The sequence below is a fragment of the Vandammella animalimorsus genome, assembly GCF_002288875.1.
Taxonomy (GTDB): Bacteria; Pseudomonadota; Gammaproteobacteria; order Burkholderiales; family Burkholderiaceae_C; genus Lampropedia; species Lampropedia animalimorsus.
Genome location: NZ_NTBH01000004.1, coordinates 226475 through 250632 on the forward strand (window position 1 = coordinate 226475; position 24158 = coordinate 250632).

20 protein-coding genes and 1 CRISPR repeat array are annotated in these 24158 nt (G+C 66.9%); of the genes, 15 read left to right on the forward strand and 5 right to left on the reverse strand.

From position 1 onward, the window contains the following. The first annotated feature begins 49 nt into the window (after positions 1-49). From CLI93_RS08015 to CLI93_RS08030, 4 genes are all read left to right on the forward strand, one after another. A complete protein-coding gene (locus CLI93_RS08015) occupies positions 50-691 on the forward strand; it encodes a TetR/AcrR family transcriptional regulator (RefSeq protein WP_095541588.1) in 642 nt (213 codons plus the stop codon). A 77-nt stretch (positions 692-768) separates the two neighbouring features. Continuing rightward, entirely contained in the window at positions 769-2568 is a 1800-nt protein-coding gene (locus CLI93_RS08020; RefSeq protein WP_095541589.1) for an acyl-CoA dehydrogenase C-terminal domain-containing protein, read from the forward strand. A gap of 93 nt (positions 2569-2661) precedes the next feature. Continuing rightward, positions 2662-3486 carry an acyl-CoA thioesterase gene (locus tag CLI93_RS08025; protein ID WP_095551370.1) on the forward strand — a complete coding sequence of 275 codons (825 nt, stop codon included), beginning with the start codon at positions 2662-2664 and terminating at the stop codon, positions 3484-3486. 4 nt (positions 3487-3490) lie between these two features. Beyond that, positions 3491-4270, forward strand: a complete 780-nt coding sequence (locus tag CLI93_RS08030) for an enoyl-CoA hydratase (RefSeq protein ID WP_095995737.1) — start codon at positions 3491-3493, stop codon at positions 4268-4270. Positions 4271-4408: 138 nt separating this feature from the next. Here the strand turns inward: CLI93_RS08030 and mnmE are convergent, their stop codons facing one another. After that, positions 4409-5869: a tRNA uridine-5-carboxymethylaminomethyl(34) synthesis GTPase MnmE gene (gene mnmE / locus CLI93_RS08035; protein ID WP_095995738.1), complete on the reverse strand. Its 1461-nt coding sequence runs from the start codon at positions 5867-5869 to the stop codon at positions 4409-4411. A 24-nt stretch (positions 5870-5893) separates the two neighbouring features. Next, on the reverse strand, positions 5894-7552 hold the full coding sequence (dnaA, locus tag CLI93_RS08040; protein WP_095995739.1) for a chromosomal replication initiator protein DnaA: 1659 nt from the start codon (positions 7550-7552) through the stop codon (positions 5894-5896). Positions 7553-8172: 620 nt separating this feature from the next. Between dnaA and rpmH the strand changes: the two genes are divergently transcribed. The 11 genes from rpmH to cas2 all read left to right on the forward strand — a co-directional run bounded on the left by rpmH (position 8173) and on the right by cas2 (position 19279). Further along, entirely contained in the window at positions 8173-8310 is a 138-nt protein-coding gene (gene rpmH, locus CLI93_RS08045) for a 50S ribosomal protein L34 (protein ID WP_046740565.1), read from the forward strand. A 256-nt stretch (positions 8311-8566) separates the two neighbouring features. Further along, on the forward strand, positions 8567-9112 hold the full coding sequence (locus tag CLI93_RS08050) for a hypothetical protein (protein WP_238945730.1): 546 nt from the start codon (positions 8567-8569) through the stop codon (positions 9110-9112). Next, a complete protein-coding gene (gene yidD / locus CLI93_RS08055; protein WP_095541594.1) occupies positions 9109-9387 on the forward strand; it encodes a membrane protein insertion efficiency factor YidD in 279 nt (92 codons plus the stop codon). Before CLI93_RS08050 ends, yidD begins: the two co-directional genes overlap by 4 nt. Next, the gene (gene yidC, locus CLI93_RS08060) at positions 9384-11084 is read left to right on the forward strand and encodes a membrane protein insertase YidC (protein ID WP_095541595.1); all 1701 of its coding nucleotides are present in this window, start codon (positions 9384-9386) and stop codon (positions 11082-11084) included. Before yidD ends, yidC begins: the two co-directional genes overlap by 4 nt. Positions 11085-11144: 60 nt before the next feature. Next, positions 11145-13424 carry a CRISPR-associated endonuclease Cas3'' gene (locus CLI93_RS08065; RefSeq protein WP_095541596.1) on the forward strand — a complete coding sequence of 760 codons (2280 nt, stop codon included), beginning with the start codon at positions 11145-11147 and terminating at the stop codon, positions 13422-13424. Positions 13425-13728: 304 nt separating this feature from the next. Further along, complete coding sequence (gene cas5c, locus CLI93_RS08070) at positions 13729-14406, forward strand: type I-C CRISPR-associated protein Cas5c (protein ID WP_095541597.1); 678 nt, start codon at positions 13729-13731, stop codon at positions 14404-14406. Continuing rightward, a complete protein-coding gene (cas8c, locus tag CLI93_RS08075; protein WP_095541598.1) occupies positions 14403-16268 on the forward strand; it encodes a type I-C CRISPR-associated protein Cas8c/Csd1 in 1866 nt (621 codons plus the stop codon). Before cas5c ends, cas8c begins: the two co-directional genes overlap by 4 nt. After that, positions 16265-17158: a type I-C CRISPR-associated protein Cas7/Csd2 gene (gene cas7c, locus CLI93_RS08080; RefSeq protein WP_095541599.1), complete on the forward strand. Its 894-nt coding sequence runs from the start codon at positions 16265-16267 to the stop codon at positions 17156-17158. The genes cas8c and cas7c overlap by 4 nt, the downstream gene beginning before the upstream one ends. 67 nt (positions 17159-17225) lie before the next feature. Continuing rightward, on the forward strand, positions 17226-17891 hold the full coding sequence (gene cas4 / locus CLI93_RS08085; RefSeq protein ID WP_095541600.1) for a CRISPR-associated protein Cas4: 666 nt from the start codon (positions 17226-17228) through the stop codon (positions 17889-17891). A 38-nt stretch (positions 17892-17929) separates the two neighbouring features. Then, complete coding sequence (gene cas1c, locus CLI93_RS08090; protein WP_095541652.1) at positions 17930-18967, forward strand: type I-C CRISPR-associated endonuclease Cas1c; 1038 nt, start codon at positions 17930-17932, stop codon at positions 18965-18967. Between the two features lie 21 nt (positions 18968-18988). After that, on the forward strand, positions 18989-19279 hold the full coding sequence (cas2, locus tag CLI93_RS08095) for a CRISPR-associated endonuclease Cas2 (RefSeq protein ID WP_095541601.1): 291 nt from the start codon (positions 18989-18991) through the stop codon (positions 19277-19279). Positions 19280-19490: 211 nt separating this feature from the next. After that, positions 19491-20656: direct repeats of the CRISPR family, unit length 32 nt; unit sequence GTCGCGCCTCTCGCGGGCGCGTGAGTTGAAAC. Positions 20657-20778: 122 nt separating this feature from the next. On the opposite strand, the gene rfbD is transcribed toward cas2, so the two are convergent. The 3 genes from rfbD to gshA all read right to left on the reverse strand — a co-directional run bounded on the left by rfbD (position 20779) and on the right by gshA (position 24147). Next, complete coding sequence (gene rfbD / locus CLI93_RS08100) at positions 20779-21687, reverse strand: dTDP-4-dehydrorhamnose reductase (RefSeq protein ID WP_095541602.1); 909 nt, start codon at positions 21685-21687, stop codon at positions 20779-20781. 107 nt (positions 21688-21794) lie between these two features. Then, positions 21795-22856, reverse strand: coding sequence for a dTDP-glucose 4,6-dehydratase (gene rfbB / locus CLI93_RS08105; RefSeq protein ID WP_095541603.1), 1062 nt, complete (start codon positions 22854-22856; stop codon positions 21795-21797). A gap of 1 nt (position 22857) precedes the next feature. Beyond that, complete coding sequence (gene gshA, locus CLI93_RS08110) at positions 22858-24147, reverse strand: glutamate--cysteine ligase (RefSeq protein ID WP_095541604.1); 1290 nt, start codon at positions 24145-24147, stop codon at positions 22858-22860. Positions 24148-24158 lie beyond the last annotated feature (11 nt).

Genomic DNA, 24158 nt, shown 5'->3' on the forward strand with positions numbered 1-24158 from the left:
CCATGCTTTATCCCTAAAATAGAACGACCGTGCTTTTTTCTACCCAGCCATGACCAGTGTGCGCCCCCGTAGTGCTTCTGCTGCCATCTCCCACAAAGGGCAGCAAACCCGTCAGACGATTCTGGACGCGGCCTTGCGCTTGGTGGCCCAGGTCGGGCTGGAGGGGCTGTCGATCGGCGCGCTGGCCGAGCTGGCTGGCATGAGCAAGTCCGGCGTGTTTGCCCACTTCGGCTCGCGCGAAGAGCTGCAGATTGCCGTCATCGAGCAATACCACCAAGGCTTTGCGCAGGCCGTTTTCCAGCCTGCGCTGGAGCAATCGCACGGTCTGCCGCGGCTGCGGCGCATGGTGCAGCTGTGGATGCAGCACACCGTCTCCGGCGTGGATTCGGGGGTGTTCATCAGCGGCGCAGTCGATTTCGACGACCGCCCAGGCCCCGTCTGCCAGGCCCTGCAGCACTCGGTGCGCCGCTGGATGGACGCACTGCAGCGCGCCGTGGCGCAAAGCCAAGCGGCAGGGCATTTGAACCCTGACGCACCGCCCGCCCAACTGGTGTTTGAGATCCATGCGCTGGTGCTGGCGTTGCATTACGAAGTGCGCTTTTTGCGCAACCCCACAGCGCTGGACTATGCCCAACACGGCTTTGAGCGCCTGATTGCCGCGTATGCACCGGCGCTGCATCAGCCCCCTTGAGGGGGCGCACCCGGCCATTGGCCCAGTCTTCGTTCACCTTTGTTTACCCATCCCCCCCTTGACTGAAGGAGCCCCTCATGAGCCTGCGATACACCCCGCCCCTGCGCGACATGCACTTTGTGCTGCACGAAATGTTCGGCGCCATCGACACCCTGAACGCCTTGCCGCGCTACGCCTCGCTGGACAAAGACACCTTCAACGCCGTGCTTGAAGAGGCCGGCAAGTTCGCCGCCGAGGTCGTGCTGCCCACCAATGCCCCGGGCGATGCGCAGGGCTGCCAGTTTGATGCTGCCAACCACAGCGTCAAGACGCCCGAAGGCTTTCAAAGCGCCTACCGCCAGTACGTCGAGGCCGGCTGGCCCTCGCTGGCCTGCGAGCCCGAATACGGCGGCCAGGGCCTGCCCTTTGTGCTCAACCAGTGCGTGTACGAAATGCTCAACAGCGCCAACCAGGCCTGGACCATGTATCCCGGCCTGTCACACGGCGCTTATGAGGCGCTGCTGGCGCACGGCAGCGACACGCTCAAGCAGCGCTTTCTGCCACCGCTGACCAGCGGCCAGTGGACCGGCACCATGTGCCTGACCGAGCCGCACTGCGGCACCGACTTGGGCCTGCTGCGCACCAAGGCCGAGCCCCAGGCCGACGGCAGCTACCTGCTGACCGGCAACAAAATCTTCATCAGCGCCGGCGAACACGACCTGGCCGAGAACATCGTGCACCTGGTGCTGGCGCGCCTGCCCGATGCGCCGCAGGGCAGCAAGGGCATCAGCCTGTTCGTGGTCTCCAAGTACCTGGTCGGCGAGGATGGCCAGCTTGGCGAGCGCAACCGCATCTTCTGCACCGGCATCGAGCACAAGATGGGCATCCACGGCAACGCCACCGCGCAGCTGCAGCTCGACGGCGCCGTGGGTCACCTGGTGGGCGAGCCGCACAAGGGCCTGGCCGCCATGTTCGTGATGATGAACGCCGCCCGCCTGGGCGTGGGCAACCAGTCGCTGGGCCTGACCGAAATCGCCTACCAGAATGCCCTGGCCTACGCCAAGGAGCGCCTGCAAATGCGCAGCCTCAGCGGCCCCAAGGCGCCCGAGCAGCCTGCCGACCCCATCATCGTGCATCCGGACGTGCGCCATCAGCTGCTCACCGCCAAGGCCTATGCCGAAGGCGCGCGCATGCTGGGCAGCTACTGCGGCCTGCTGCTCGATCAGGCCCACCACCACCCCGACGAGCAGCAACGCGCCTCGGCCAATGCCCAACTGGCGCTGCTGACCCCGGTCGTCAAGGCCTTCATCACCGACAACGGCATGGCCGCCACCATCGGCTGCCAGCAAGTCTTCGGTGGCCACGGCTATATCCGCGAGACCGGCATGGAACAGCTGGTGCGCGATGCGCGCATCAACCTGATCTACGAAGGCACCAACGCCGTTCAGGCGCTGGACCTGCTGGGCCGCAAAGTCATGGGCGACCAGGGCCGCGCTCTGAACGCGCTGGGCAAGCAAATCGCCGCCTGGGCCGCCGAGCACCGCAGCGAGGCCAAGCTGGCCCAGTTCCTGCTGCCGCTGCATGAGCTGGGCGAGCGCCTGACCGAGCTGACCCAGGCCATCGGCGCGCGCGCGCAGCGCAACCCGGACGAAATCGGCGCCGTGGCCGTGGACTACCTGCGCATCGTCGGCCACATGGCCTTCGGCTGGCTGTGGGCGCGCGCCGCCCAGGTCGCGCTGGCCGCCCAGGCCCGCGGCGAGACCGACCCCATCTACGCCGCCAAGCTGGAGACCGCGCGCTTTTACTTCGCACGCCTGATGCCCGAAGTCGAAACCGCACTGCGCCGTGCGCAAAACAACGCGCAAAGCCTGATGCAGACCACGCACGCCCTGGCCTGATTGGCCTGATGCGCCAGCCCCCGCAGCCAGTGGCCGCTTTGGCGCTGGCTGCGGCCACCGCGGCAAGCGCCGCCACCGCACCACAACATGCCCATGCACCCATTCGACCAGGCCATCGCGCTGCAAGCCGGCGCCGATGACAGCTTCACCGGCCACACCAGCGAGGCCTACCGCAACATGATCGGCCCCTTCGGCGGCATCACCGCCGCCGTGCTGCTCAACGCCGCGCTGCAGCACCCCCAATGCCTGGGCCAGCCCACGGCCATGACCATCAACTTCGCCGGCCCCGTACCCGACGGCCCATTCCGCATTCAGGCCCGGCCCGTGCGCACCAACCGCTCCACCCAACACTGGCAGATCGAGCAATGGGTCGATGATCCCGAATCTGGCCAGCCCATCATCGCCACCACCGCCAGCCTGGTCACCGCCGTGCGCCGCCCCACCTGGTCGGCCAGCGATGTGCCCGCCCCCGTGCAAGGCGGCCCCGATCCGGCGCAAGAGCCCATCGTCGTCACCAGCTTCACCCCCTGGCTGCGTCAGTACGCCCTGGTGCCGCTGCAAGGCCCCATCCCCAGCGAATGGGATGGCAGCGAAAACGACGACAGCCTGACCAGCTTCTGGGTGCGCAAAAGCACGCCGCGCGCGCTGGATTTTTGCGCCCTGGCGGCCGTCTGCGACGTGTTCTACCCGCGCATCTGGCGCCGCCGCGCCAAGCAAGTGCCCGCCGGCACCGTCTCCATGACCGTGTACTTCCACGCCGACGCCCAGACTTTGGCGCAAAGCGGCGATGGCTACGTGCTGGCCCAGGCCACCGGCCAGGAGTTTCGCAACAATTTTGCCGACCAGAGCGGCCACATCTGGAACAGCGCCGGCCAGCTGCTGGCCAGCACCCACCAAATTGCCTACTACAAGGAGTAAGCCCATGTCCGAAGCCATCCTGCGCCACAGCGAAAACGGCGTTCTGACCCTGACGCTGGCGCGCCTGGAGAAGAAAAATGCCTTCACCCAGGCCATGTACGCCGAACTGGCCGACGCGCTGCACGCCGCCGCGCAGGACGAGGCCGTGCGCGTGGCGGTCATCCAAGGGCACGAAAGCGTCTTCAGCGCCGGCAATGACATCGAGGACTTCCAGCGCGCGGCCATGCAGCCGGTCGGCGACGACGCCGATCGCCCCGTGTTCCGCTTCCTGCGCGCCCTGGCCAGCTTCCCCAAGCCGCTGCTGGCGGCCGTCTGCGGCCCCGCCGTGGGCATCGGCACCACCTTGCTGCTGCACTGCGACCTGGTCTACGCCGGCGACAACGCCGCCTTCTCCATGCCCTTCGTCAACCTCGGCCTGTGCCCCGAGGCCGGCTCCTCGCTGCTGCTGCCGCGCCTGATGGGCCACCAGCGCGCCAGCGAAGCCCTGCTGCTGGGCGAGCCCTTCTTTGCCGAAGCCGCGCTCGAAGTCGGCCTGGTCAACCGCATCGTGCCCCCGGGCGAGGCCAACGCCTGCGCCCAGGCCCAGGCCGCCAAGCTCGCCGCCAAACCCTCGCGCTCACTGCGCGAAACCAAGCGCCTGCTCAAGGCCGCCCAGCAAGAAGAGGTGCTGGCGCGCATCGACGAAGAAGCGCGCATCTTCGGCCAGCTCCTGCAAGCCCCCGCCGCCCGCGAAGCCTTCGCCGCCTTCATGGAAAAACGCAAGCCGGATTTCTCCAGGCTCTGAAGCGTCCAGTGGCATTTCATCAAGGCCCTCAGGCGCATGTGCCCTGCGGGCCTTTGCGTTGTCAGCATGCCGTGTGGCCAACGGCATTTCGCTGCAGCATCGGGCAGGGCCAGGCAGGTCTGCCCCCATGCTGAGGCATCACTTGCCGATGCAAAAGCGCGAGAAGATCACGCCCAGCAGGTCGTCGGCGCCGAATTCGCCGGTGATGCGGTTCAGCGCCAGCTGGGCCAGGCGCAGCTCTTCGGCCAACAGGTCCAGCGCCGGGGCGGGGCTGTCGATCTGGGCCTGGGCCTGGTCGAGGTGCTCGCCGACTTCGGCCAGCGCCTGCACGTGGCGGGCGCGGGCCATGAAGACGTCTTCGGCCACGGTTTCATGGCCGGCCAGCTGCAGCAGGCGCTGGCGCAGTGCGTCCAGGCCTTGGCCGGTCTTGGCCGAGAGCACCAGCGCATCGGGCTGGGCGGCGCGAAAGCCGCTGGCGGCGTCGCATTTGTTCCAGACGTGGACGATGGGCACGGCGGCCATGCCATCGGGCGCGGGTGCGGGGGTGTCGCTTGCCGAGTCGGCGCTGCGCAGCCTGGCGTGCAGTTGCGCGAGGATGGCCGCGTCGCGCTGCTGGCTGGCCGGATCGTCGGCCTGCAGCGCATCGTGCAGGAACAGCACGACCTGGGCCTGCTCCAGGGCCTGCCAGGCGCGTTGCACGCCGATTTGCTCAACCACGTCGTCGGTCTGGCGCAGACCGGCGGTGTCGATGATGTGCAGGGGCACGCCGTCGATCTGGATGGTTTGCTCGACCTTGTCGCGCGTGGTGCCGGCGATGGGGGTGACGATGGCCAGCTCGGCGCCGGCCAGGGCGTTGAGCAGCGAGCTTTTGCCGGCATTGGGCTGGCCGGCGATGACCACGTGCAGGCCGTCGCGCAGCAGCGCGCCCTGGCGCGCGCGCTGGCCGATGGCGCGCAGCTGCGCCTGCAGCCCGGCGAGCTGGCCGCGCGCGTCGGCGGCTTCGAGGAAGTCCACGTCTTCTTCGGGGAAGTCCAGCGTGGCCTCGACCAGCATGCGCAGGTGGATCAGACGCTCGCGCAACTCGTCAATGGCCTGCGAGAAGGCGCCGCTGAGCGAGCGACTGGCGCTGCGTGCGGCGCTTTCGGTGCTGGCGTCGATGAGGTCGGCCACGGCCTCGGCCTGGGCCAGGTCCATCTTGTCGTTGAGGAAGGCGCGGCGCGTGAATTCGCCCGGCTCGGCCAGGCGCAGCTGCGCCAGCCAGGGGCGGCCAGTGGCCGGGTTGGGTTCGGCGGCGCTTTGCAGGCAGCGCGCCAGCAGCAGTTGCAGCACGATGGGGCCGCCGTGGGCCTGCAGCTCCAACACGTCCTCGCCGGTGTAGGAGTGCGGCGCGGGGAAGAACAGCGCCAGGCCGTGGTCGATGGCCTGGCCGTCCTCGGCGGGAAAGGGCAGGTAGTGGGCGTGGCGCGGCTGCAGTTGCCGGCCCAGCCAGTGCTCGGCCCAGGGCCGCAGGCCGCGGCCGGAGAGGCGCACGATGCCCACGGCGCCGCGTCCGGCGGCGGTGGCGATGGCGGCGATGGGCTGGGTATCGCTGGCTTGCATGGCAAAGGGCGCGCTGCTTGGCGCTCAGCGCTTGAGGGTTTGCTCCAGCACGTGCAGCTGCTGGTTGAGCTCGGTTTGCTGCTGTCGCTCCAGACGCACTTTGTTGACGGCGTGCAGCACGGTGGTGTGGTCACGGCCGAACATCTCGCCGATTTCCGGCAGGCTTTTCTGCGTCAGCTCCTTGGCCAGGTACATGGCAATCTGGCGCGGCTTGGCGATGCTGGCCGGGCGCTTTTTGCTGAGCATGTCGGTGACCTTGATCTTGTAGAAATCGGCCACGGTTTTCTGGATGTTCTCGACGCTGATCTGCCGGTTCTGGATCGAGAGCAGATCGCGCAGCGCCTCGCGTACCACGGCGATGGAGATTTCCTTGCCGCTGAAGCGCGCGTAGGCCAGCACCTTGTGCAGCGCGCCTTCGAGCTCGCGCACGTTGGAGCGCACGCTCTTGGCGATGAAAAAGGCCACGTCCTCGGACAGGGCAATGCCCTCGGCGCGGGCCTTGTTGATGAGGATGGCCACGCGCATTTCCAGCTCGGGCGGCTCGATGGCCACGGTCAGGCCCTGGTCAAAGCGCGAGACCAGGCGCTCGTGGATGTCCATCAGGCCCTTGGGGTAGGTGTCGCTGGTCATGACGATGTGCGACTTTTTCGACAGCAAAGCCTCGAAGGCGTTGAAGAACTCCTCCTGGGTGCGCTCCTTGCCGGCGATGAACTGCACATCGTCGATCAACAGCAAGTCGAGCGAGTGGTAGCGCTGCTTGAGGGCGTCGAAAGTCTTGCGCTGATACGAACGCACCACGTCGGTGACGAACTGCTCGGCGTGGATGTAGAGCACCTTGGCATCGGGCCGCGCAGCCAGCATCTGGTTGCCCACGGCATGGATCAGGTGGGTCTTGCCCAGGCCCACGCCGCCGTAGATGAACAGCGGGTTGTACATCTGCCCGGGCGCATGGGCCACATGCAGCGCCGCCGCGCGCGCCATGCGGTTGGCCGAGCCTTCGATCAGGTTGTCGAAGGTCAGCTGCGGCTTGAGGTGCGCTGCGCGCGCGCCGCCCGCACTGCCTGGGCCGCTTGCCGCACCCGCCGCTGGGGGCGCAACGCCTTCGTCGCCTGCCGGCGGCGCCTCCTCGGCCAGCGGCAGCAGCTCCTCCTCCATCAAGGGCAGTTCCATCTCCGGCAGGGCCTGGGCCTGGGGCATGGCCTGCTGCTGCAGCGTGGCCTGCACAGGCTGGTCTGGCCGCTGTTGGCTGGCCTGCGCCTGCACATGCTGGGCCAAGCCGGCAATGCCTGCCACCGCAGGCGCACTGCGAGCGCGGTGCGGCAAGGCCGTGCCCGCGCTGGCCGCGCCACCATGCCCAGCCCGCGCCGCCAGGCCAATCTGAATGTTCAGCGGCGCGCCGCTGACCTCCTGGGCGACTGCACCAATGGTGCCCAGATAATTCTTGCGGATGTGCTCCAGCGCCACACGATTGGAGACTTGCAGGCGCATGCGCGCCTGTTCGGGCTGGTAGTTGGCCTGCAAACCCTTGATCCAACTGGAGAACTGCTGCGGCGGGATCTCCAGCGCCAGACGCTCCAGACAACGCTGCCAAAAATCGGCCTGGGTTGGCTGCGTGGGGCCATCCTCCTCTTGAGGGCCTAGCTGCGTACTGGGCGGCACCTGGAACTGAGAGATTTTTTTCATTGCTTGCACCATGCCCGTCTGCCTCACCTGCCCGATTGACCCCATTTGCCCAGTGATGCCCGCGCCGTCACCGCACTTCCCGGCAGTCCTAGAAAGGGTCTGCACGAATCCAGTGCGCTGCGGCCCAGGATGCGATGCACGGCGCAAAACCGCATCGATACCAAGCGGTATCGCAAGGGTCCGCGAGCGAAGCAGAGCACCCGAATCAGCAGAGGCACACAGCGCTGCGATTCGCGCAGACCTTCCCTGGGCCATCGGCGCATCATCCGAGCGAAAAGGGCCAGATTATAAGCAGCGCGCCCCTGCCGAGAGGCAGTTATCCACAGGCCCAGATGCATCCCTCAGCCTGAGACCCCGCCCTCGCCTTTCCTCCTTCCGCACTTCCCTGGCCCAGGCTTTCCAACGACCAGTTTGGAACAAAAAGCAAAGCCATGAGATAATCTGCGGTTTGCTTTGATCTGGCAGTAGGCGCTGACTGCGCACCGAGTGCCGATCGTGCGCGGTCTGCGCCCTGCCTTTTGCCCTGGCTGGAGGCATACACGGCTTGGCCCTGCGCCTGCCCGGCAAGCATTGCTGCACGGCCTTTTGGTCATCGATTTCCTCCTTAATAGGTGAGTCTCATGAAACGTACATACCAACCTTCCAAAATCCGTCGCGCCCGCACCCATGGCTTTCTGGTGCGCATGAAAACCCGCGGCGGCCGCGCTGTGATCAACGCACGCCGCGCCAAAGGCCGCAAGCGCCTGGGCCTGTCCTGAGCCTCCGCGCTGGCTAGCAGCACAGTCCATGCCAGAGGCCTCTGCCGCTGCTGGGGCCTTATGCAGTCCAGCAGCGCCGCTGGTGCACAGGCTGCGCGAAAAACAAAGGTTTGGGGCTCTGGATCGCCAGCCTCAATGCGCCTGTGCCTCGACCACCTGGGCGCATCGCTTGGAAGGCCGCTGCATAGCGGCCCTTTGATCGTGGCTGCTGCGCATGCGTATCCGACATCTGAAAACCCGCCAACAGTTTCAGGCCATGCTGGCGCAAGCGCCCATTGCCCGAACGACGCATTTTTGTCTGCACCGTCTGCCTGTGGCTGCCCTGCCCGGCCCATTGGACGGCGCTGCGTCATCGGCGGGCGGAATCATGTCTGCTCATGTCGGCGCTTGGGTAGGGGCGCTGGTGCCCAAACGCTGGGCCAAACGAGCAGTGACGCGCAATTTGATCCGCCGCCAGGTGTATGCAGTGGCGCTGGAGCATCTGCGTGCTGCCTCTGACAGCTCCGTCGAAGGAGTTGGCATGGCTGCATCGCCTGCTCAGGTAGGCTTTGCCTGGCTGGTTCGTCTTCGGGCTGGCTTTCATGCTCCAGCTAGCTCTGGACGCGGCAAAGCCAAGAAGACTGCGCCCAAGCAGCCTGCCATGGGCCAGCAGGCCCATGCGAGTGCGCCCGTGTTGCGCAGCGCCGCGTCACCCCAATTGCGCCAGCAAGTGCGTGAGCAGTTGCAGTTGCTGTTTGCTCGCGCCGCAGCGCATGGTGTTGCCTCGGGCTCCACAGGGCTTGAGGCGAAGGCCCAACCATGATCCGCTCTGCACTGGTCGGGCTGATCAAGCTGTACCGCCTGCTGCTCAGCCCATGGCTGGGCAGCGCTTGCCGTTTCGAGCCCACCTGTTCGCAATACGCAATCACCGCCTTGCAGCGCCATGGCGCTGCGCGCGGCAGTTGGCTGACTGCCTGCCGCCTGGCGCGTTGTCACCCCTGGTGCGCAGGCGGCCATGACCCGGTGCCTGAAGCCCCGGCACAAGGGTTGTTCAGCCGCCTGATTTCTTCCTCCTCTTCGTCCAAGAAGTCCCCATGAACGATATTCGCCGCTCCATTCTGTGGGTGATCTTTGCGTTCTCGCTGATTCTGCTGTGGGATCGCTGGCAGCTGCACAATGGCCGCTCCGCATTCTTCTTCCCTCAGCCGGCCGCCACCACAGCGTCGGCGCCAGTCGCAGCCAGCGATGCCGTGCCCGGCATCACCCCCGGCGCGCAGACCCCGCAAGCCAGTACAGCGCTGATCCAGACTGGGCAGCCGCCCATCGAAGCACCGTCTGCCGCGCCTGCAGCAGCGGCCGAACGCATCGAGGTCTCCACCGACGTCTTGCGCCTGAGCTTCAGCACCGAGGGCGGCTCGCTCAACCGCGTCGAGCTGCTGGACTACGAAAACGACGCCCGCGACGGCCAGGTCGTACTGCTCGATGAGAGCAACACCCGTGCCTACGTGGCGCAGACCGGCCTGATCGGCGGCGATTTTCCGAACCACAAAACCATCATGCGCCTGGCCGATGGCCCTCGCAGCCTGGCCGATGGTCAGGACAGCCTGCAGCTGCGCTTCGAGTCGCCCGTGCAAGGCGGCGTACAGCTGGTTAAGACCTGGACGCTGCAGCGCGGCCAATACGCCATTGCCGTGCGCCACGAAGTGCTCAACCACGGTCAGGCCGCCGTGGCGCCGCAGCTGTATGAACAACTGGTGCGCGATGGCGGCACCATCGACGGCGGCGTGATGTTCACTGGCACCTACACCGGGCCGGCCATCTACACCGACGAGGAAAAATTCCAGAAAGTCGAGTTCAAGGACATCGACAAAGGCAACACCAAATTCCAGAAAACCAGCGCCAGCGGCTACGCCGCCATGGTGCAGCACTACTTTGCCGCCGCCTGGATCCCGCCTGCGGGGCTGCAGCGCGAATACTTCGTGCGCAAGCCAGGCAATGGCCTGTACGCCGTTGGCGCCATTGCCCCCTTCTCCAGCATCGCCCCCGGGGCCTCGCAAACGCTGGACAGCACCTTCTACGCCGGCCCGCAGATCGAGCGCGAGCTGCAGGAAATCAGCCCCGGCCTGGAGCTGGTCAAGGACTACGGCATGGTCAAGGCCCTGGCCAAGCCGCTGTACTGGCTGCTCGATCGGCTGCACGACCTGCTGGGCAACTGGGGCTGGGCCATCGTCGCGCTGGTGTTCCTGCTGAAGATTGCTTTCTACTGGCTCAACGCCCGCGCTTACGCCAGCATGGCCAAGATGAAGGCCATCAACCCGCGCATCATGCAAATGCGCGAGCGCTACAAGGACAATCCGCAGCAAATGCAGCAGGAGATGATCCGCATCTACCGCGAGGAAAAAGTCAACCCGCTGGGCGGCTGCCTGCCGATCCTGATCCAGATGCCTTTCTTCATCGCGCTGTATTGGGTGCTGCTGTCCAGCGTGGAAATGCGCCACGCCCCATGGATTGGCTGGATTCATGACCTCTCCGCGCCCGACCCCTATTTCATCCTGCCGCTGCTGATGATGCTGTCCTCGCTGCTGCAAGTGGCGCTCAACCCGCAACCGCCGGACCCCATGCAGGCCAAGATGATGTGGATCATGCCGCTGGTGTTCAGCGTGATGTTCTTCTTCTTCCCCGCTGGCCTGGTGCTGTACTGGTTGACCAACAACATCCTGTCCATCGCCCAGCAGTGGATCATCAACACCCGCATGGGCGTACCACCGCAGTTCAACCTGCCCAAGTTCAAGTAAGCGCCCCCATCAGCCGCCCTGCTCACCACAGGGCGGCTTTTTCATGCTCAAGCAGCGCATATGCCATCCAGCACGTACATCGCCCACTCCTCCCCCGACCTGGCCATCGCCGCGCACCAGCCGCTGGCCGAGCATGCGCACAACACGGGCGCGCTGGCTGCCAGCTTCGCGGCGCATTTCGGCGCGGCGCAGCTGGCGCGCGCCATGGGGTTGCTGCACGACCTGGGCAAATACTGCGCGCCCTTCCAGCAGCGCGCGCTGGGCGCGGCCATCCGCGTCAACCACTCCACCTGGGGGGCCAAGGTGGCGCTGGAGCAATACCGGCAACTGGGCTGGCTGCTGGCCTACGGCATTGCCGGGCACCATGCGGGGCTGGCCAATGGCGGCCTGTCGCAAGGGGGGCAGCGCCTGCCGCTGGCCGAGCGCCTGGCCGACCCGGCCCTGCCCGCGCTGGACGCCGCCTGGCAGCGCGAGATCACGCTGCCCGCGCTGCAAGAGCTGCTGGCCGAAGCCGCGCGCAAGCTGCCGCGCGACGCGCCGCACGGCCTGGGCTTCAGCGCCGCCTTTCTGGCGCGCATGCTGTTTTCCGCCCTGGTCGATGCCGACTATCTGGACACCGAGCGTTACTACGACCAGTTCCTGCCCCCCAGCCAGCGCAAGGCCGCCGCGCGCGCCCAGCCCGCCCCCAGCCTGCAGGCGCTGCGCGCGCAGCTGGACGAGCACCTGCGCGGCTTTCAGGCCGACAGCGAAGTCAACCGCATCCGCGCGCGCATCCTGGCCTACGCGCGCCAGCAGGCCACGCTGGCGCCGGGGCTGTTTTCGCTCACCGTGCCCACCGGCGGCGGCAAGACGCTGGCCTCGCTCGCCTTCGCGCTGGACCACGCCATCGCCCACGGCCAGCGGCGCGTGATCTTCGTCATCCCGTTCACCAGCATCGTGGAGCAAAACGCCGCCGTGTTCCGCCGCGCCCTCGGCCCGCATGGCGCGCAAGCCGTGCTGGAGCACCACAGCGCCTTCACCCCGCCCGCGCCGGACGCCAGCCGGCCCGACTGGCACCAGTCGCAGGCCAAGCTGCGCCTGGCCATGGAAAACTGGGACGCGCCCATCGTCGTCACCACCGCCGTGCAGTTCTTCGAGAGCCTGTTCGCCGCGCGCACCGGCGCCTGCCGCAAGCTGCACCACATCGCCAACAGCGTCATCGTGCTGGACGAGGCGCAAACCCTGCCGCTGCACCTGCTGCGCCCGGCCGTGGCCGCCATCGACGAGCTGGCGCGCCACTACCAAAGCAGCGTCGTGCTGTGCACCGCCACCCAGCCCGCGCTGCAGGCGCCGCGCTTCAAGGGCGGCCTGCGCGACGTGCGCCCGCTGGTGCAGGACGAGCACGCCCTGGCGCGCCAGCTCGAGCGCGTGCGCGTGCGCCACGCGGGCACTCTGGACGACGCGGCCCTGGCCGCCGAACTGCGCGCGCGCGAGCAGGTGCTGTGCATCGTCAACAACCGCCTGCACGCGCGCGCCGTCTTCCGCGCCATTGCCGACCTGCCCGGCGCCACGCACCTGAGCACGCTGATGTGCGCGCGCCACCGCAGCCAGGTGCTGGCCCAGGCGCGCCAGCGCCTGCAGGACGGGCTGGCCTGCCGCATCGTCTCCACCAGCCTGATCGAAGCGGGCGTGGACATCTCCCTGCCCACCGTGCTGCGCGCCGAGGCGGGCCTGGACGCCATCGTCCAGGCCGCTGGCCGCTGCAACCGCAACAAGGAGTGGCCGGTGGAACGCAGCGAGGTGCTGGTCTTCGCCACCGATCAGGCGCAATGGGCGCCGCCGCCCGAGCTGCGCGTTTACGCCCAGGCCGCGCAGGAAGTGCTGCGCCAGCCCCGGCACCAGGCCGACCCGCTGTCACCCGCCGCCATCCAGGCCTACTTCGAGGCGCTGTACTGGCAAAAAGGCGAGCAGGCGCTGGACGCCCAGGACCTGCTGGGCCAGCTCAGGCAAAGCCGCCTGGACAACCTGCCGTTCGAGCACATCGCCCACCAGTTCCAAATGATCCAGAGCGCGCAGCAGCCCGTCGTCATCGCCTGGGACGACACGGCCCGCCACGCCATCGAGGCGCTGCGCCACAGCTACACCGTGGGCGGCCTGGCGCGCCAGTTGCAGCCCTACCTGGTGCAAGTGCCCCGCCAAGCCTTCTCCGCGCTGCGCCAGGCCGGGGCCATCCAGCCCATCGCCCCCGAACGCTGGGGCGAGCAGTTCATGGCCCTGGTCAACATGGACATCTACAGCCCCCAATATGGGCTGTGGTGGGAGGAGCCAACGTTTGTGGATGCGGCCCAGCTCATTGTCTGAGGCATCTCCAACCACCGCTGCACGCCTGGGCAAAGATGCTCATCCGTGAAAACCATTGTATTTATTTGTTTCATAGGTAACTTTGATCACATAGAATACGGCGCCATCCAGGATGCTCGGCAGGTATTGAGCGCAGTGCGCGCCCTGCTACACCGCGTTCCCTGCACCGCACCGATGGTTTATGCCGGGGTTGGGCGCGCTGATGACGCTTCGTTACAAAGCCAGGCCCAACGGAAGTTGAACCGACGGTCAGGCCGATCGCGCCAGGCATCCCTTGCTACTGCTTTGGAGGAGGTCGCACGCCATGTCTTACGGAATCCGCCTTCACGTCTGGGGTGAGCGGGCCTGCTTCACCCGGCCGGAGATGAAGGGCGAACGCGTGTCGTACGACGTCATCACGCCGTCGGCCGCGCGCGGCATCCTGAGCGCCATCCACTGGAAGCCGGCCATCGCCTGGCGCGTGGACCGCATCCATGTGCTGCGCCCCATCCGCTTCGAATCGCTGCGCCGCAACGAAGTGGGCAGCAAGGTGCCGGCGGGCCTGGTCAGCAAGGCCATGAAGGCGGGCAGCACGGCCTCGCTGCTGCATTGTGTGGAGGAGGACCGCCAGCAGCGTGCCACCACCTTGCTGCGCGACGTGGCCTATGTCATCGAGGCGCATTTCGAGCTCAGCGCCCGCGCCGGCGCGGGCGACAGCGCCGGCAAGCACCTGGACATCTTCACGCGCCGCGCGCGCAAGGGCCAGTATTTCCACACGCCCTGCCTGGGCGTGCGCGAGTTTCCGGCCTTCTTCCGCCTGCTGGAAGAAGGCGAGGCGCTGCCCGCCTCCACCCTGCCCGAGGCCGAGCGCCAGCGCGACCTGGGCTGGATGCTGCACGACATCGACTTCGACCACGGGCACACGCCGCGCTTTTTCCGCGCGCGCATGGTCGATGGCGCCATCGACGTGCCCGCCTGGCACAGCGAGGAGGTCAAGGCATGATCCTGCAAGCCCTGGTGCGGCTCTACCACCGGCTGGCCGCGCAGCCCGGCAGCGGCCTGGCGCCCTACGGCTACAGCCCCGAGAAGATCAGCTACGTGATCAAGCTGCGCCCCGATGGCAGCGTGGCCGCCGTGCAGGCGCGCATGGACACTTCGGGCAAAAAGCCCAAGCCCCAGCTCATCACCGTGCCGCAGCCCGTCAAGCGCACGGTGGGCATCCAGCCCAATGTGCTGTGGGACAAGAGCAGCTACGTGCTGGGCGTGAGCGCCAGCAGCAAGCGCGCAGACAAGGAGCACGAAGCCTTCAAGGCGCTGCACCTGCCCCTGCTGGCGCAGGCCACGGACGAGGGCCTGCTGGCGCTGCGGCGCTTTTTGCAGCAGTGGCGGCCCGAGCACTTTCAGCCGCCGTTGTTCACCGAGGAAATGAAGGACGCCAATCTGGTGTTCAGCCTTGACGGTGAAAACGCCTACCTGCACGACAGGCCGGCCGCGCAGGCGCTGCGCATGCAACTGCTGCAAGCGCAAGAGGCCGGCGGCGACGCTGGCCCGCCCCCCGCGCCCGGCGCCCAGGCAGGCCCGCCCGCCATGACCTGCCTGGCCACGGGCGAGCCAGCCGCCCCGGCCCGCCTGCACCCGGCCATCAAAGGCGTGCATGGCGCGCAAAGCTCGGGCGCCTCCATCGTCTCCTTCAACCAGGACGCCTTCAACTCCTTCGGCAAAGAGCAGGGCGACAACGCCCCCGTCTCGGCGCAGGCGGCCTTTGCCTACACCACGGCGCTCAACCACCTGCTGCGCAGCGGCGCGGACAACCGCCAGCGCATCCAGATCGGCGACACCAGCGTCGTGTTCTGGGCCGAGGCGCCCGAGCCCGCCCAGGCCCAGGCCGCCGAAGACCTGCTGGCCTCGCTCTTCGACCCGATCGACGACGGCAGCGAAGCCATGCGCCTGCGGGGCGTGCTGCAAGCTGTGCAAAAAGGCCGCCCGCTGAACGCCGCGCAGCTGGACGCGGGCCTGCACCCCGACACGCGCATCTTCGTGCTCGGCCTGGCGCCCAATGCCTCGCGCCTGTCGGTGCGCCTGTGGCTGACCGATTCGCTGCAGCACTTCGTGGAAAAACTGGCCCAGCACGAGGCCGACCTGCGCATCGAACCCTGCCCCTGGCAGACCGCGCCGGCCATGCGCCGTCTGGTGCTGGCCACCGTGCCCCAGCGCGAAGGGGCCATGCCCAAGGCCGACGACGCCCCCGCGCACCTGGTGGGCGAGACGCTGCGCTCCATCCTGACCGGCGGCCTCTACCCGCGCAGCCTGCTGGCCAATACCGTCATGCGCATCCGCGCCGACGGCCACCTCTCCGGCCTGCGCGCCGCCATCTGCAAGGGCGTGCTCGCGCGCCAGCGCCGCCTGCTTCAACCATCATCGACAGAGGAGATCCCGGTGAGCCTTGACCCCCAATCGACCCAGCCCGCCTACCTGCTGGGGCGGCTGTTCGCCGTGCTGGAGCACGTGCAGCGCAGCGCCCTGGGCGCGCAGCTCAACGCCACCATCCGCGACCGTTACTACGGCGCGGCCTCGGCCACGCCCGCCAGCATCTTCCCCGTGCTGCTGCGCAACGCGCAAAACCACCTGTCCAAGCTGCGCAAGGAGCGCACCGGCCAGGCCATCCATCTGGAAAAGCTGATGGGCGACGTGATGGACAGCCTGCCCCAGCAATTTCCGCGCACGCTCAACATCGAGCACCAGGGGCGCTTTGCCATCGGCTACTACCACCAGAACCGCGCGCTGTTCACCAAGAACGAAGGCGCAGGCGACAAGAACACCACCGACACCGATTCCACCGCCACGCAGCAGGAGATTTTTGAATGAGCCAGCCCATCGCCCACCGTTATGAGTTCGTGTACCTGTTCGACGTGACCAACGGCAACCCCAACGGCGACCCTGATGCGGGCAACCTGCCGCGGCTGGACCCGGAAACCAGCCGCGGCCTGGTCACCGACGTCAGCCTCAAGCGCAAAATCCGCAACTACGTGGCGCTGGACAAGGACGGCGCGCCCGGCTTTGCCATCTACATGCAGGAAAAAGCCGTGCTCAACCAACAGCACCAGAAGGCCTGGCAGGCGCTGGGCATCCCGCCCGACGCCAAGGACGCCTTCAAGAAACTGCCCAAGGACGAAGCCAAGGCGCGCGAAATCACCGCCTGGATGTGCCAGAACTTCTTCGACGTGCGCACCTTCGGCGCCGTGATGACCACCGGCGTCAACGCCGGCCAGGTGCGCGGCCCGGTGCAGCTGGCCTTTGCCAGCTCCGTCGAGCCCGTGCTGCCGCTGGAGATCGCCATCACCCGCATGGCCGTCACCACCGAGAAAGAGGCCGAGGCCCAAAGCGGCGACAACCGCACCATGGGCCGCAAGCACATCCTGCCCTATGGCCTGTACCGCGCGCACGGTTTCGTCTCGGCCAAGCTGGCCGAGCGCACCGGCTTTGGCGAGGACGACCTGCAACTGCTGTGGCAGGCGCTGATGAACATGTTCGAGCACGACCGCTCCGCCGCGCGCGGCGAAATGGCCGCGCGCAAGCTCATCGTCTTCAAGCACGACAGCGCCATGGGCAACGCCCCGGCGCACCTGCTGTTCGACGCCGTCCAGGTCACGCGCAAGGACGACAGCGACAACCGCCCGCCCGCGCGCAGCTTTGCCGACTACCAGGTCCACATCGGCGCCGTGCCGGATGGCGTGACGGTGGAAGAAAAGCTGTAATGCCCGCGCGCGCCACGCGGGGCGTATGGCGTAGCGCCATCGCCCCGCCCAGCCAAGAACGCCAGGCATGAATGCCGCCAAGCCAAGCGCTGACCAAGCTCAGGAAGAAGACCCCATCCCGCTCTCGGCCCTGCAGCACTACCTGTACTGCCCGCGCCAGTGCGCGCTGATTCACCTGGAGCAGCTGTGGTCGGAAAACGCCCTCACGGCCGAAGGCCGGCTACTGCACCAGCGCGCCGACTCCCCAGGCGCCGAACAGCGCCATGGCGTGCGCACCGTCACCGCCATGCCGCTGCGCCACACGGCCTTGGGCATTGCTGGCGTGGCCGACGTGGTCGAGTTCCACCCCCGCGCCGCCGGCCCGCCGCAGGCCCTGCCTGTCGAATACAAGCGCGGCCGGCCCAGGGCGCATCGCGCCGATGAAGTGCAACTGTGCGCGCAAGCCCTGTGTCTGGAAGACATGCTGGGTCAGCCCGTGTCCGAGGGCGCCCTGTTCTACGGCCAGACCCGCCGCCGCCGCAACGTGGTGTTCGACGCCGACCTGCGCGCCCTGACCCTGAACACCATCGCCAGCACCCGCGCCCTGCTGGCCGCCGGCCGCACCCCGCCGCCCGTGGACGATGCCAGGCGCTGCAGCGCCTGCTCGCTCATTGACGATTGCCAGCCTCAATGGGCCCGCGCCGCGCGCCGCGTGGCGCCCTGGCTGCAAACCCAGCTGCAAGCGCCGGACTGAGCCCGCCGCCCAAGCCCGCGCCCGCACACCTGCCCGCCATGCGCCCTCTGCTCAACACCTTGTACGTCACCACCGAAGGCGCCTGGCTGCGCAAGGACGGTGAAAACCTCGTCGTCGAAGTCGAAGGCCAGCCGCGCGCGCGCCTGCCCGTGCACATGCTGCAAGGCCTGGTCTGCATCGGCCACGTGCTCGTCTCCCCCGCGCTCATGGGCCATTGCGCCCAGCGCGGCATCTGCATCAGCCACCTCAGCTCCAACGGCCGGTTTCTCGCCCGCGTGGAAGGGCCCGTTTCCGGCAACGTACTGCTGCGGCGCGCGCAATACCGGTGCAGCGACCAGGACCAGGGCGCAGCCATCGCCCGCCACATCGTCGCCGGCAAAGTCTTCAACCAGCGCGCCGTGCTGGCCCGCGCCCTGCGCGACCACGCCAGCAGCATGGCGCCCGCCGCCACCCAGGCCCTGCAGCACGCCACGCTGCGCCTCAAACGCATCAGCCAGCAAGCGCGCACCTGCGCCGACACCGGCGCCCTGCGCGGCCTGGAAGGCGAAGCCGCGCAGCTGTACTTCAGCGTCTTCGACCACCTGATCCGCGTGGACGAGCCCGCGCTGCGCTTTACCGGCCGCAGCCGCCGCCCGCCGCGCGACGCCGTCAACGCCCTGCTCTCGCTGCTCTACACCCTGCTCACCCACGACTGCCGCAGCGCACTTGAAACCGTGGGTCTGGATCCTGCCGTCGGCTTTCTGCACCGCGACCGCCCCGGCCGCCCCAGCCTGGCGCTGGACCTGATGGAAGAATTCCGCCCCGTGCTCGCCGACCGACTGGCCCTTTCGCTCATCAACCGCCGGCAAATCGGCCCACGCGACTTCCAAACACTGGACAACGGCGCCGTGCTCCTCAAAGACGACGCACGCAAAACCGTGCTCACCGCCTGGCAGGAGCGCAAGCGCGAGCAGCTGCAACACAGCTTCACCGGCGAAAACGCCCCCATCGGCCTGTTCCCCTTCGTACAGGCCCAGCTGCTGGCACGCCACCTGCGCGGCGATCTGGACGCCTATCCGCCCTTCATCTGGAAATAAGCCCCCAGCCAAGCACCCGCCATGTTGATCCTGGTCAGCTACGACGTCAGCACCCGCACCCCGGAAGGCGAACGCCGCCTGCGCCGCATCGCCCGCGCCTGCCAAGACCATGGCCAGCGCGTGCAATACTCCGTCTTCGAAATCGAAGTCAGCACCGCGCAATGGGTGCCGCTGAAACACAAGCTGAGCGAGCTGATCGACCCGCAAACCGACAGCCTGCGCTTTTACTACCTGGGCCAGAACTGGAAACACAAAGTCGAGCACATCGGCGCCAAGCCCGCACTCGACCTGCAAGGCCCGCTGGTGTTCTGAACAGCACGGCCGCCCCGCACCATCCCCAGCATCCGCGAACCCCAAGCGTCCTACGCATTGCAAGACAGGTTCGCACACAGCGCAAGGCATTGATTAGCAAAGACATTCCCGCGAAAGCCACCAAGCGGCCATGCACCCAAGCCCGCCCCAACCGTAGATTCGCGCCATCAAACTCAAAAAACGCTGTCCATCAACGCGTTATAAAGATGCTGTCGCGCCCCTCGCGGGCGCGTGAGTTGAAACGGGGCCTTCTCTGTGTATTCGGGGGAACGTCTGAACGTCGCGCCCCTCGCGGGCGCGTGAGTTGAAACACTGCAACCGCGTTGATGAATCTCGCGGGCTATGGGTCGCGCCCCTCGCGGGCGCGTGAGTTGAAACTGCACGCTTTCGACGTAATCACAAACAAGTGGTACGGTCGCGCCCCTCGCGGGCGCGTGAGTTGAAACGTGTCCATTGCACAGATTTGTACCGGCGCAAAACGGTCGCGCCCCTCGCGGGCGCGTGAGTTGAAACTCTGCCCGGTATTATGAAGATGGGCAGTGGACTACGTCGCGCCCCTCGCGGGCGCGTGAGTTGAAACATAGTCGCGCTCGGCCTGTTCCTTGGCGCGTTTGTCGCGCCCCTCGCGGGCGCGTGAGTTGAAACGATCTGCGCCACCGCCGCATTACTGACCTGCGCCTGGTCGCGCCCCTCGCGGGCGCGTGAGTTGAAACATCATCACCTGCGGACAATCCAGACCAACCTACGTCGCGCCCCTAGCGGGCGCGTGAGTTGAAACACGGCAGCACGCTGGAAGATACCAAGGTGCTTGGTCGCGCCTCTCGCGGGCGCGTGAGTTGAAACGGACTTTGCCTGCCCGGAATCCGCGCATGGTTAGCGTCGCGCCTCTCGCGGGCGCGTGAGTTGAAACCGCTACGCCACCACAGACCGCGCCCGCCTGCGGATGTCGCGCCTCTCGCGGGCGCGTGAGTTGAAACTCTCTGCTTTCGTCTGCCTTATCGGCGCCTGTTTGTCGCGCCTCTCGCGGGCGCGTGAGTTGAAACGATGGCCTGTCCTACACCTACGGCAAAAACAGCGTCGTCGCGCCTCTCGCGGGCGCGTGAGTTGAAACCCCAAGCCATTCGTCGCTGCCCAGCCCGTCACTGCGTCGCGCCTCTCGCGGGCGCGTGAGTTGAAACTCCAGCCTGGCTGCAATGCGTTGGATGCGCGCCATGTCGCGCCTCTCGCGGGCGCGTGAGTTGAAACGCGCAGGACGACCACGGCCTGCGCGTCGAGGGTCGTCGCGCCTCTCGCGGGCGCGTGAGTTGAAACATCGCGCTCGGCTTGCGCCTTGCTGACCTCCTCGGTCGCGCCTCTCGCGGGCGCGTGAGTTGAGTGCGTATTGCACGTTTTACAAGCAGTGAAATTGCCTTGCTTGTTGCTCTCTGGCATCACGGCAAAAAAGCGAGGCGGCGCTGGGCGGCGCGACCTCGCTGGCTGTGGCGCTGGATTGAGCGCGTTTATTGCTGCGTCCAGCCAGGTTGCAGCAGTTCGGCCACGACGCGTGCCACGCCCTGTTGCCAGGGCGGCATGGTCAGGCCGAAGGTGTGCTCGAAGTGCGTGGTGTCCAGGCGCGAGTTCAGCGGTCTGGCAGCAGGTGTGGGGTATTCGCTGCTGGGGATGGGCACCAGCTGGGCGCAGGCGGTGGCCGGGTCGATGCGGCGCGCCTGTTCGAAGATGTATTGCGCGTAGTCGAACCAGCTGGTGGCGCCGCTGGCCGTGAGGTGGTAGATGCCGCCAAAGGCCGGGCTGCCCTGCATGGCTTGCAGTAGGGCCTGCGCGGTGGCGTCGGCCAGCAGTTCGGCGCCGGTGGGTGCACCGATCTGGTCGGCCACGATGCGCAGTTCCGGGCGCTGGGCGCCCAGGCGCAGCATGGTTTTGAGGAAGTTGTTGCCGTGCGCGCCATAGACCCAGCTGGTGCGCAGGATGAGGTGTTTGGCGCCGCTTTGGGCAATGGCCTGTTCGCCGGCGAGCTTGCTCTGGCCATAGACGGACAGCGGGGCTGGGGCATCGTTCTCGCGCCACGGGGTGTGGCCGCTGCCGTCAAAGACGTAGTCCGTGCTGTAGTGCACCAGCCAGGCGTCGAGGGCGCTGGCCTCTTGGGCGAGCACCTGCGGCGCCACGGTGTTGATGGCGTGGGCTTGCTCAGCTTCGCTTTGCGCCCGATCGACGGCGGTGTAGGCCGCGGCGTTGACGATGGCCTGTGGCGCGATGCGGCGAATGGCCTCGCGCAGCGCCTCGGGCTGGGCCAGGTCGCCGCCCTGCTGGGCATCGCTGCGCTCGGGCGCGATGACCTCACCAAGCACGGCCAGGCTGCGCTGCAGCTCCCAGCCGACCTGGCCGTTTTTTCCCAATAGCAAAATTTTCATGGTTGGATGCCCTCCTGTACGTGGCCCGGCAAGGCCTTGCCAGCGCTGCGGGCTGCCCCAATCCGCTAATTGCCCGCCGTGCAGAGATTTTGAACAGGCGCTCGCGTTCAGGCCGCGGCGTATTGCTTGGCCAGCCAGTCGCGATAGGCGCCGGTTTGCACGTTGCGCACCCAGTCGGCATTGTCCAGATACCACTGGACGGTTTTTTCGATGCCGCTGTCGAAGGTTTCGGCTGGGGCCCAGCCCAGTTCCTGTTGCATTTTGCGCGCGTCGATGGCGTAGCGGCGGTCGTGGCCGGGGCGGTCGGCGACAAAACGGATTTGCTCGGCGTAGCTGAGGCCATCGGCGCGCGGGCGCAGCCGGTCGAGCAGCGCGCAGATGCGGCGCACGATGTCGATGTTGGCCATTTCGTTGTGCCCGCCGATGTTGTAGGTCTGGCCGGGCGTGCCCGCTTCAAGCACGCGGCGAATGCCGCTGCAGTGGTCCTTGACGTAGAGCCAATCGCGGATCTGCTGGCCATCGCCATAGATGGGCAAGGGCTTACCGGCCAGGGCGTTGGTGATGACCAGCGGGATGAGCTTTTCCGGAAAGTGCAGCGGCCCGTAGTTGTTGCTGCAGTTGGTGGTCAGCACCGGCAGGCCGTAGGTGTGGAACCAGGCGCGCACCAGATGGTCGCTGGCGGCCTTGGTGGCGCTGTAGGGGCTGTTGGGCTCGTAGGGGTGTTGCTCGGTGAAGGCCGGCGCATCGGGCGCGAGCGTGCCGTACACCTCGTCGGTGGAGACGTGCAGGAAGCGAAACGCTGCCTTCTCGGCCCCGTCCAGCGCGCCCCAGTGCGCGCGGGCAGCCTCCAGCAGGCGGAAGGTGCCCAGCACGTTGGTGTGCAAGAAGTCCTCCGGGCCGTGGATGGAGCGATCCACGTGGCTTTCGGCGGCAAAGTGCACGATGGCGCGCGGCCGGTGCTCGGCCAGCAGGTTGGCTACCAGCTCGGCATCGGCAATGTCGCCCTGCACGAACTGGTGCCGCGCATCGCCTTGCAGCGGCGCCAGGTTCTGCAGATTGCCTGCGTAGGTGAGCTTGTCCAGCGTGACTATGGGCTCACCGACGCGCTCGATCCAGTCGAGCACGAAATTGGCGCCGATGAAACCAGCGCCGCCAGTGACAAGAATCATGTCAGTACACCTCCGCCTCGGGGTTGGTGCGCTCGAGCTCGTAGCTGGCCGCCAGCATGGCCAGGCGCCCGATGACGCCATACATGTAGAAGCGGTTGGGCAGGGCCTCGCCGGGCTTGCCCTTGGCATCGAGCACGTGGCCAGGCTCAAAGCTCAGTGGCAGAAAGGTCGCGCCCGGCGCGTTCAGGTTTTCCTCAGCGCCCTTGCTGGCGTGGGTGCGGTAAAAGCCGCCCACCACGTAGCGGTCGAGCATGTACACCACCGGCTCGGCCGTGGCGCCGTCGATGCTTTCGATGGTGGCCACACCCTCCTGGATCAGCAGATCGCTGACCTGCTGGCCGTCCTTGATGACCGACATCTTGTTCTTGGTGCGGCGGTTGATGCTGTCCAGCTCGGCCGCGTCCTGCACCATCATCACGCCCATGCCGTAGGTGCCGTTATCGGCCTTGATGGCCACGTAAGGCTTCTCGGTGATGCCGTATTCCTTGTATTTGCGCCGGATCTTGGCGAGCACGGCGTTGACGTTTTCTTGCAGGGCCTCAATGCCCTGGCCCTGTGCAAAATCCACCCCCGTGGCCTGCGCAAACACCGGGTTGATCAGCCAGGGGTCGATGCCCAGCATCTTGCCGAAGCTCTTGGCCACGTCGTCGTAGGCCTTGAAATGCTGGCTCTTGCGGCGCACGCTCCAGCCAGCATGCAGCGGCGGCAGCAGGAACTGCTCGTGCAGGTCTTCCAAAATGCCCGGCGTGCCTGCCGACAAATCGTTGTTGAGCAAGATCGTGCAGGGGTCGAACTGCTTGACCTGCAGGCGGTGCTTGGTGCGGTTGACTGGTTCGAGCAGCAGCTCTTCGCCATTGGCCAGCGTCACCGTCGTGTCCTCGGTGATCTCCGGGCTGATCGAGCCGATGCGCACATTCAGGCCGGCGGCGCGGAAAATGCGCTGCAACTGCGCCACGTTGGCCAGGTAGTAGGGGTTGCGCGTGTGGTTCTCGGGGATCAGCAGCAGATTGCGCGCCTCCGGGCAAATCTTCTCGATCGCCGCCATCGTGGCCTGCACCGCCAGCGGCAGCATCTCTGCCGTGAGGTTGTTCCAGCCGCCAGGGAACAGGTTGGTATCCACCGGCGCAACCTTGAACTGCGCATTGCGCACATCCACCGAGCAGTAAAACGGCGGCGTGTGCTCCATCCACTCCAGGCGGAACCAGCGCTCAATGGCGGGCATGGACTCAAGAATGCGCTGCTCCAGCTCGCTGATAGGGCCGGTCAATGCGGTGACGAGGTGGGGAACCATGGGTCTATGTC

What these genes read in the sequence shown, in the direction of transcription:
- CLI93_RS08050 (WP_238945730.1), top strand. Translation starts at nt 8,567, where the DNA reads ATGCTGGCGCAAGCGCCCATTGCCCGAACGACGCATTTTTGTCTGCAC.
- CLI93_RS08025 (WP_095551370.1), top strand. Translation starts at nt 2,662, where the DNA reads ATGCACCCATTCGACCAGGCCATCGCGCTGCAAGCCGGCGCCGATGAC.
- cas1c (WP_095541652.1), top strand. Translation starts at nt 17,930, where the DNA reads ATGCGCCCTCTGCTCAACACCTTGTACGTCACCACCGAAGGCGCCTGG.
- cas7c (WP_095541599.1), top strand. Translation starts at nt 16,265, where the DNA reads ATGAGCCAGCCCATCGCCCACCGTTATGAGTTCGTGTACCTGTTCGAC.
- CLI93_RS08015 (WP_095541588.1), top strand. Translation starts at nt 50, where the DNA reads ATGACCAGTGTGCGCCCCCGTAGTGCTTCTGCTGCCATCTCCCACAAA.
- CLI93_RS08020 (WP_095541589.1), top strand. Translation starts at nt 769, where the DNA reads ATGAGCCTGCGATACACCCCGCCCCTGCGCGACATGCACTTTGTGCTG.
- rpmH (WP_046740565.1), top strand. Translation starts at nt 8,173, where the DNA reads ATGAAACGTACATACCAACCTTCCAAAATCCGTCGCGCCCGCACCCAT.
- cas2 (WP_095541601.1), top strand. Translation starts at nt 18,989, where the DNA reads ATGTTGATCCTGGTCAGCTACGACGTCAGCACCCGCACCCCGGAAGGC.
- CLI93_RS08030 (WP_095995737.1), top strand. Translation starts at nt 3,491, where the DNA reads ATGTCCGAAGCCATCCTGCGCCACAGCGAAAACGGCGTTCTGACCCTG.
- CLI93_RS08065 (WP_095541596.1), top strand. Translation starts at nt 11,145, where the DNA reads ATGCCATCCAGCACGTACATCGCCCACTCCTCCCCCGACCTGGCCATC.
- yidC (WP_095541595.1), top strand. Translation starts at nt 9,384, where the DNA reads ATGAACGATATTCGCCGCTCCATTCTGTGGGTGATCTTTGCGTTCTCG.
- gshA (WP_095541604.1), bottom strand. Translation starts at nt 24,147, where the DNA reads ATGGTTCCCCACCTCGTCACCGCATTGACCGGCCCTATCAGCGAGCTG.
- rfbD (WP_095541602.1), bottom strand. Translation starts at nt 21,687, where the DNA reads ATGAAAATTTTGCTATTGGGAAAAAACGGCCAGGTCGGCTGGGAGCTG.
- cas4 (WP_095541600.1), top strand. Translation starts at nt 17,226, where the DNA reads ATGAATGCCGCCAAGCCAAGCGCTGACCAAGCTCAGGAAGAAGACCCC.
- yidD (WP_095541594.1), top strand. Translation starts at nt 9,109, where the DNA reads ATGATCCGCTCTGCACTGGTCGGGCTGATCAAGCTGTACCGCCTGCTG.
- mnmE (WP_095995738.1), bottom strand. Translation starts at nt 5,869, where the DNA reads ATGCAAGCCAGCGATACCCAGCCCATCGCCGCCATCGCCACCGCCGCC.
- dnaA (WP_095995739.1), bottom strand. Translation starts at nt 7,552, where the DNA reads ATGAAAAAAATCTCTCAGTTCCAGGTGCCGCCCAGTACGCAGCTAGGC.
- rfbB (WP_095541603.1), bottom strand. Translation starts at nt 22,856, where the DNA reads ATGATTCTTGTCACTGGCGGCGCTGGTTTCATCGGCGCCAATTTCGTG.
- cas8c (WP_095541598.1), top strand. Translation starts at nt 14,403, where the DNA reads ATGATCCTGCAAGCCCTGGTGCGGCTCTACCACCGGCTGGCCGCGCAG.
- cas5c (WP_095541597.1), top strand. Translation starts at nt 13,729, where the DNA reads ATGTCTTACGGAATCCGCCTTCACGTCTGGGGTGAGCGGGCCTGCTTC.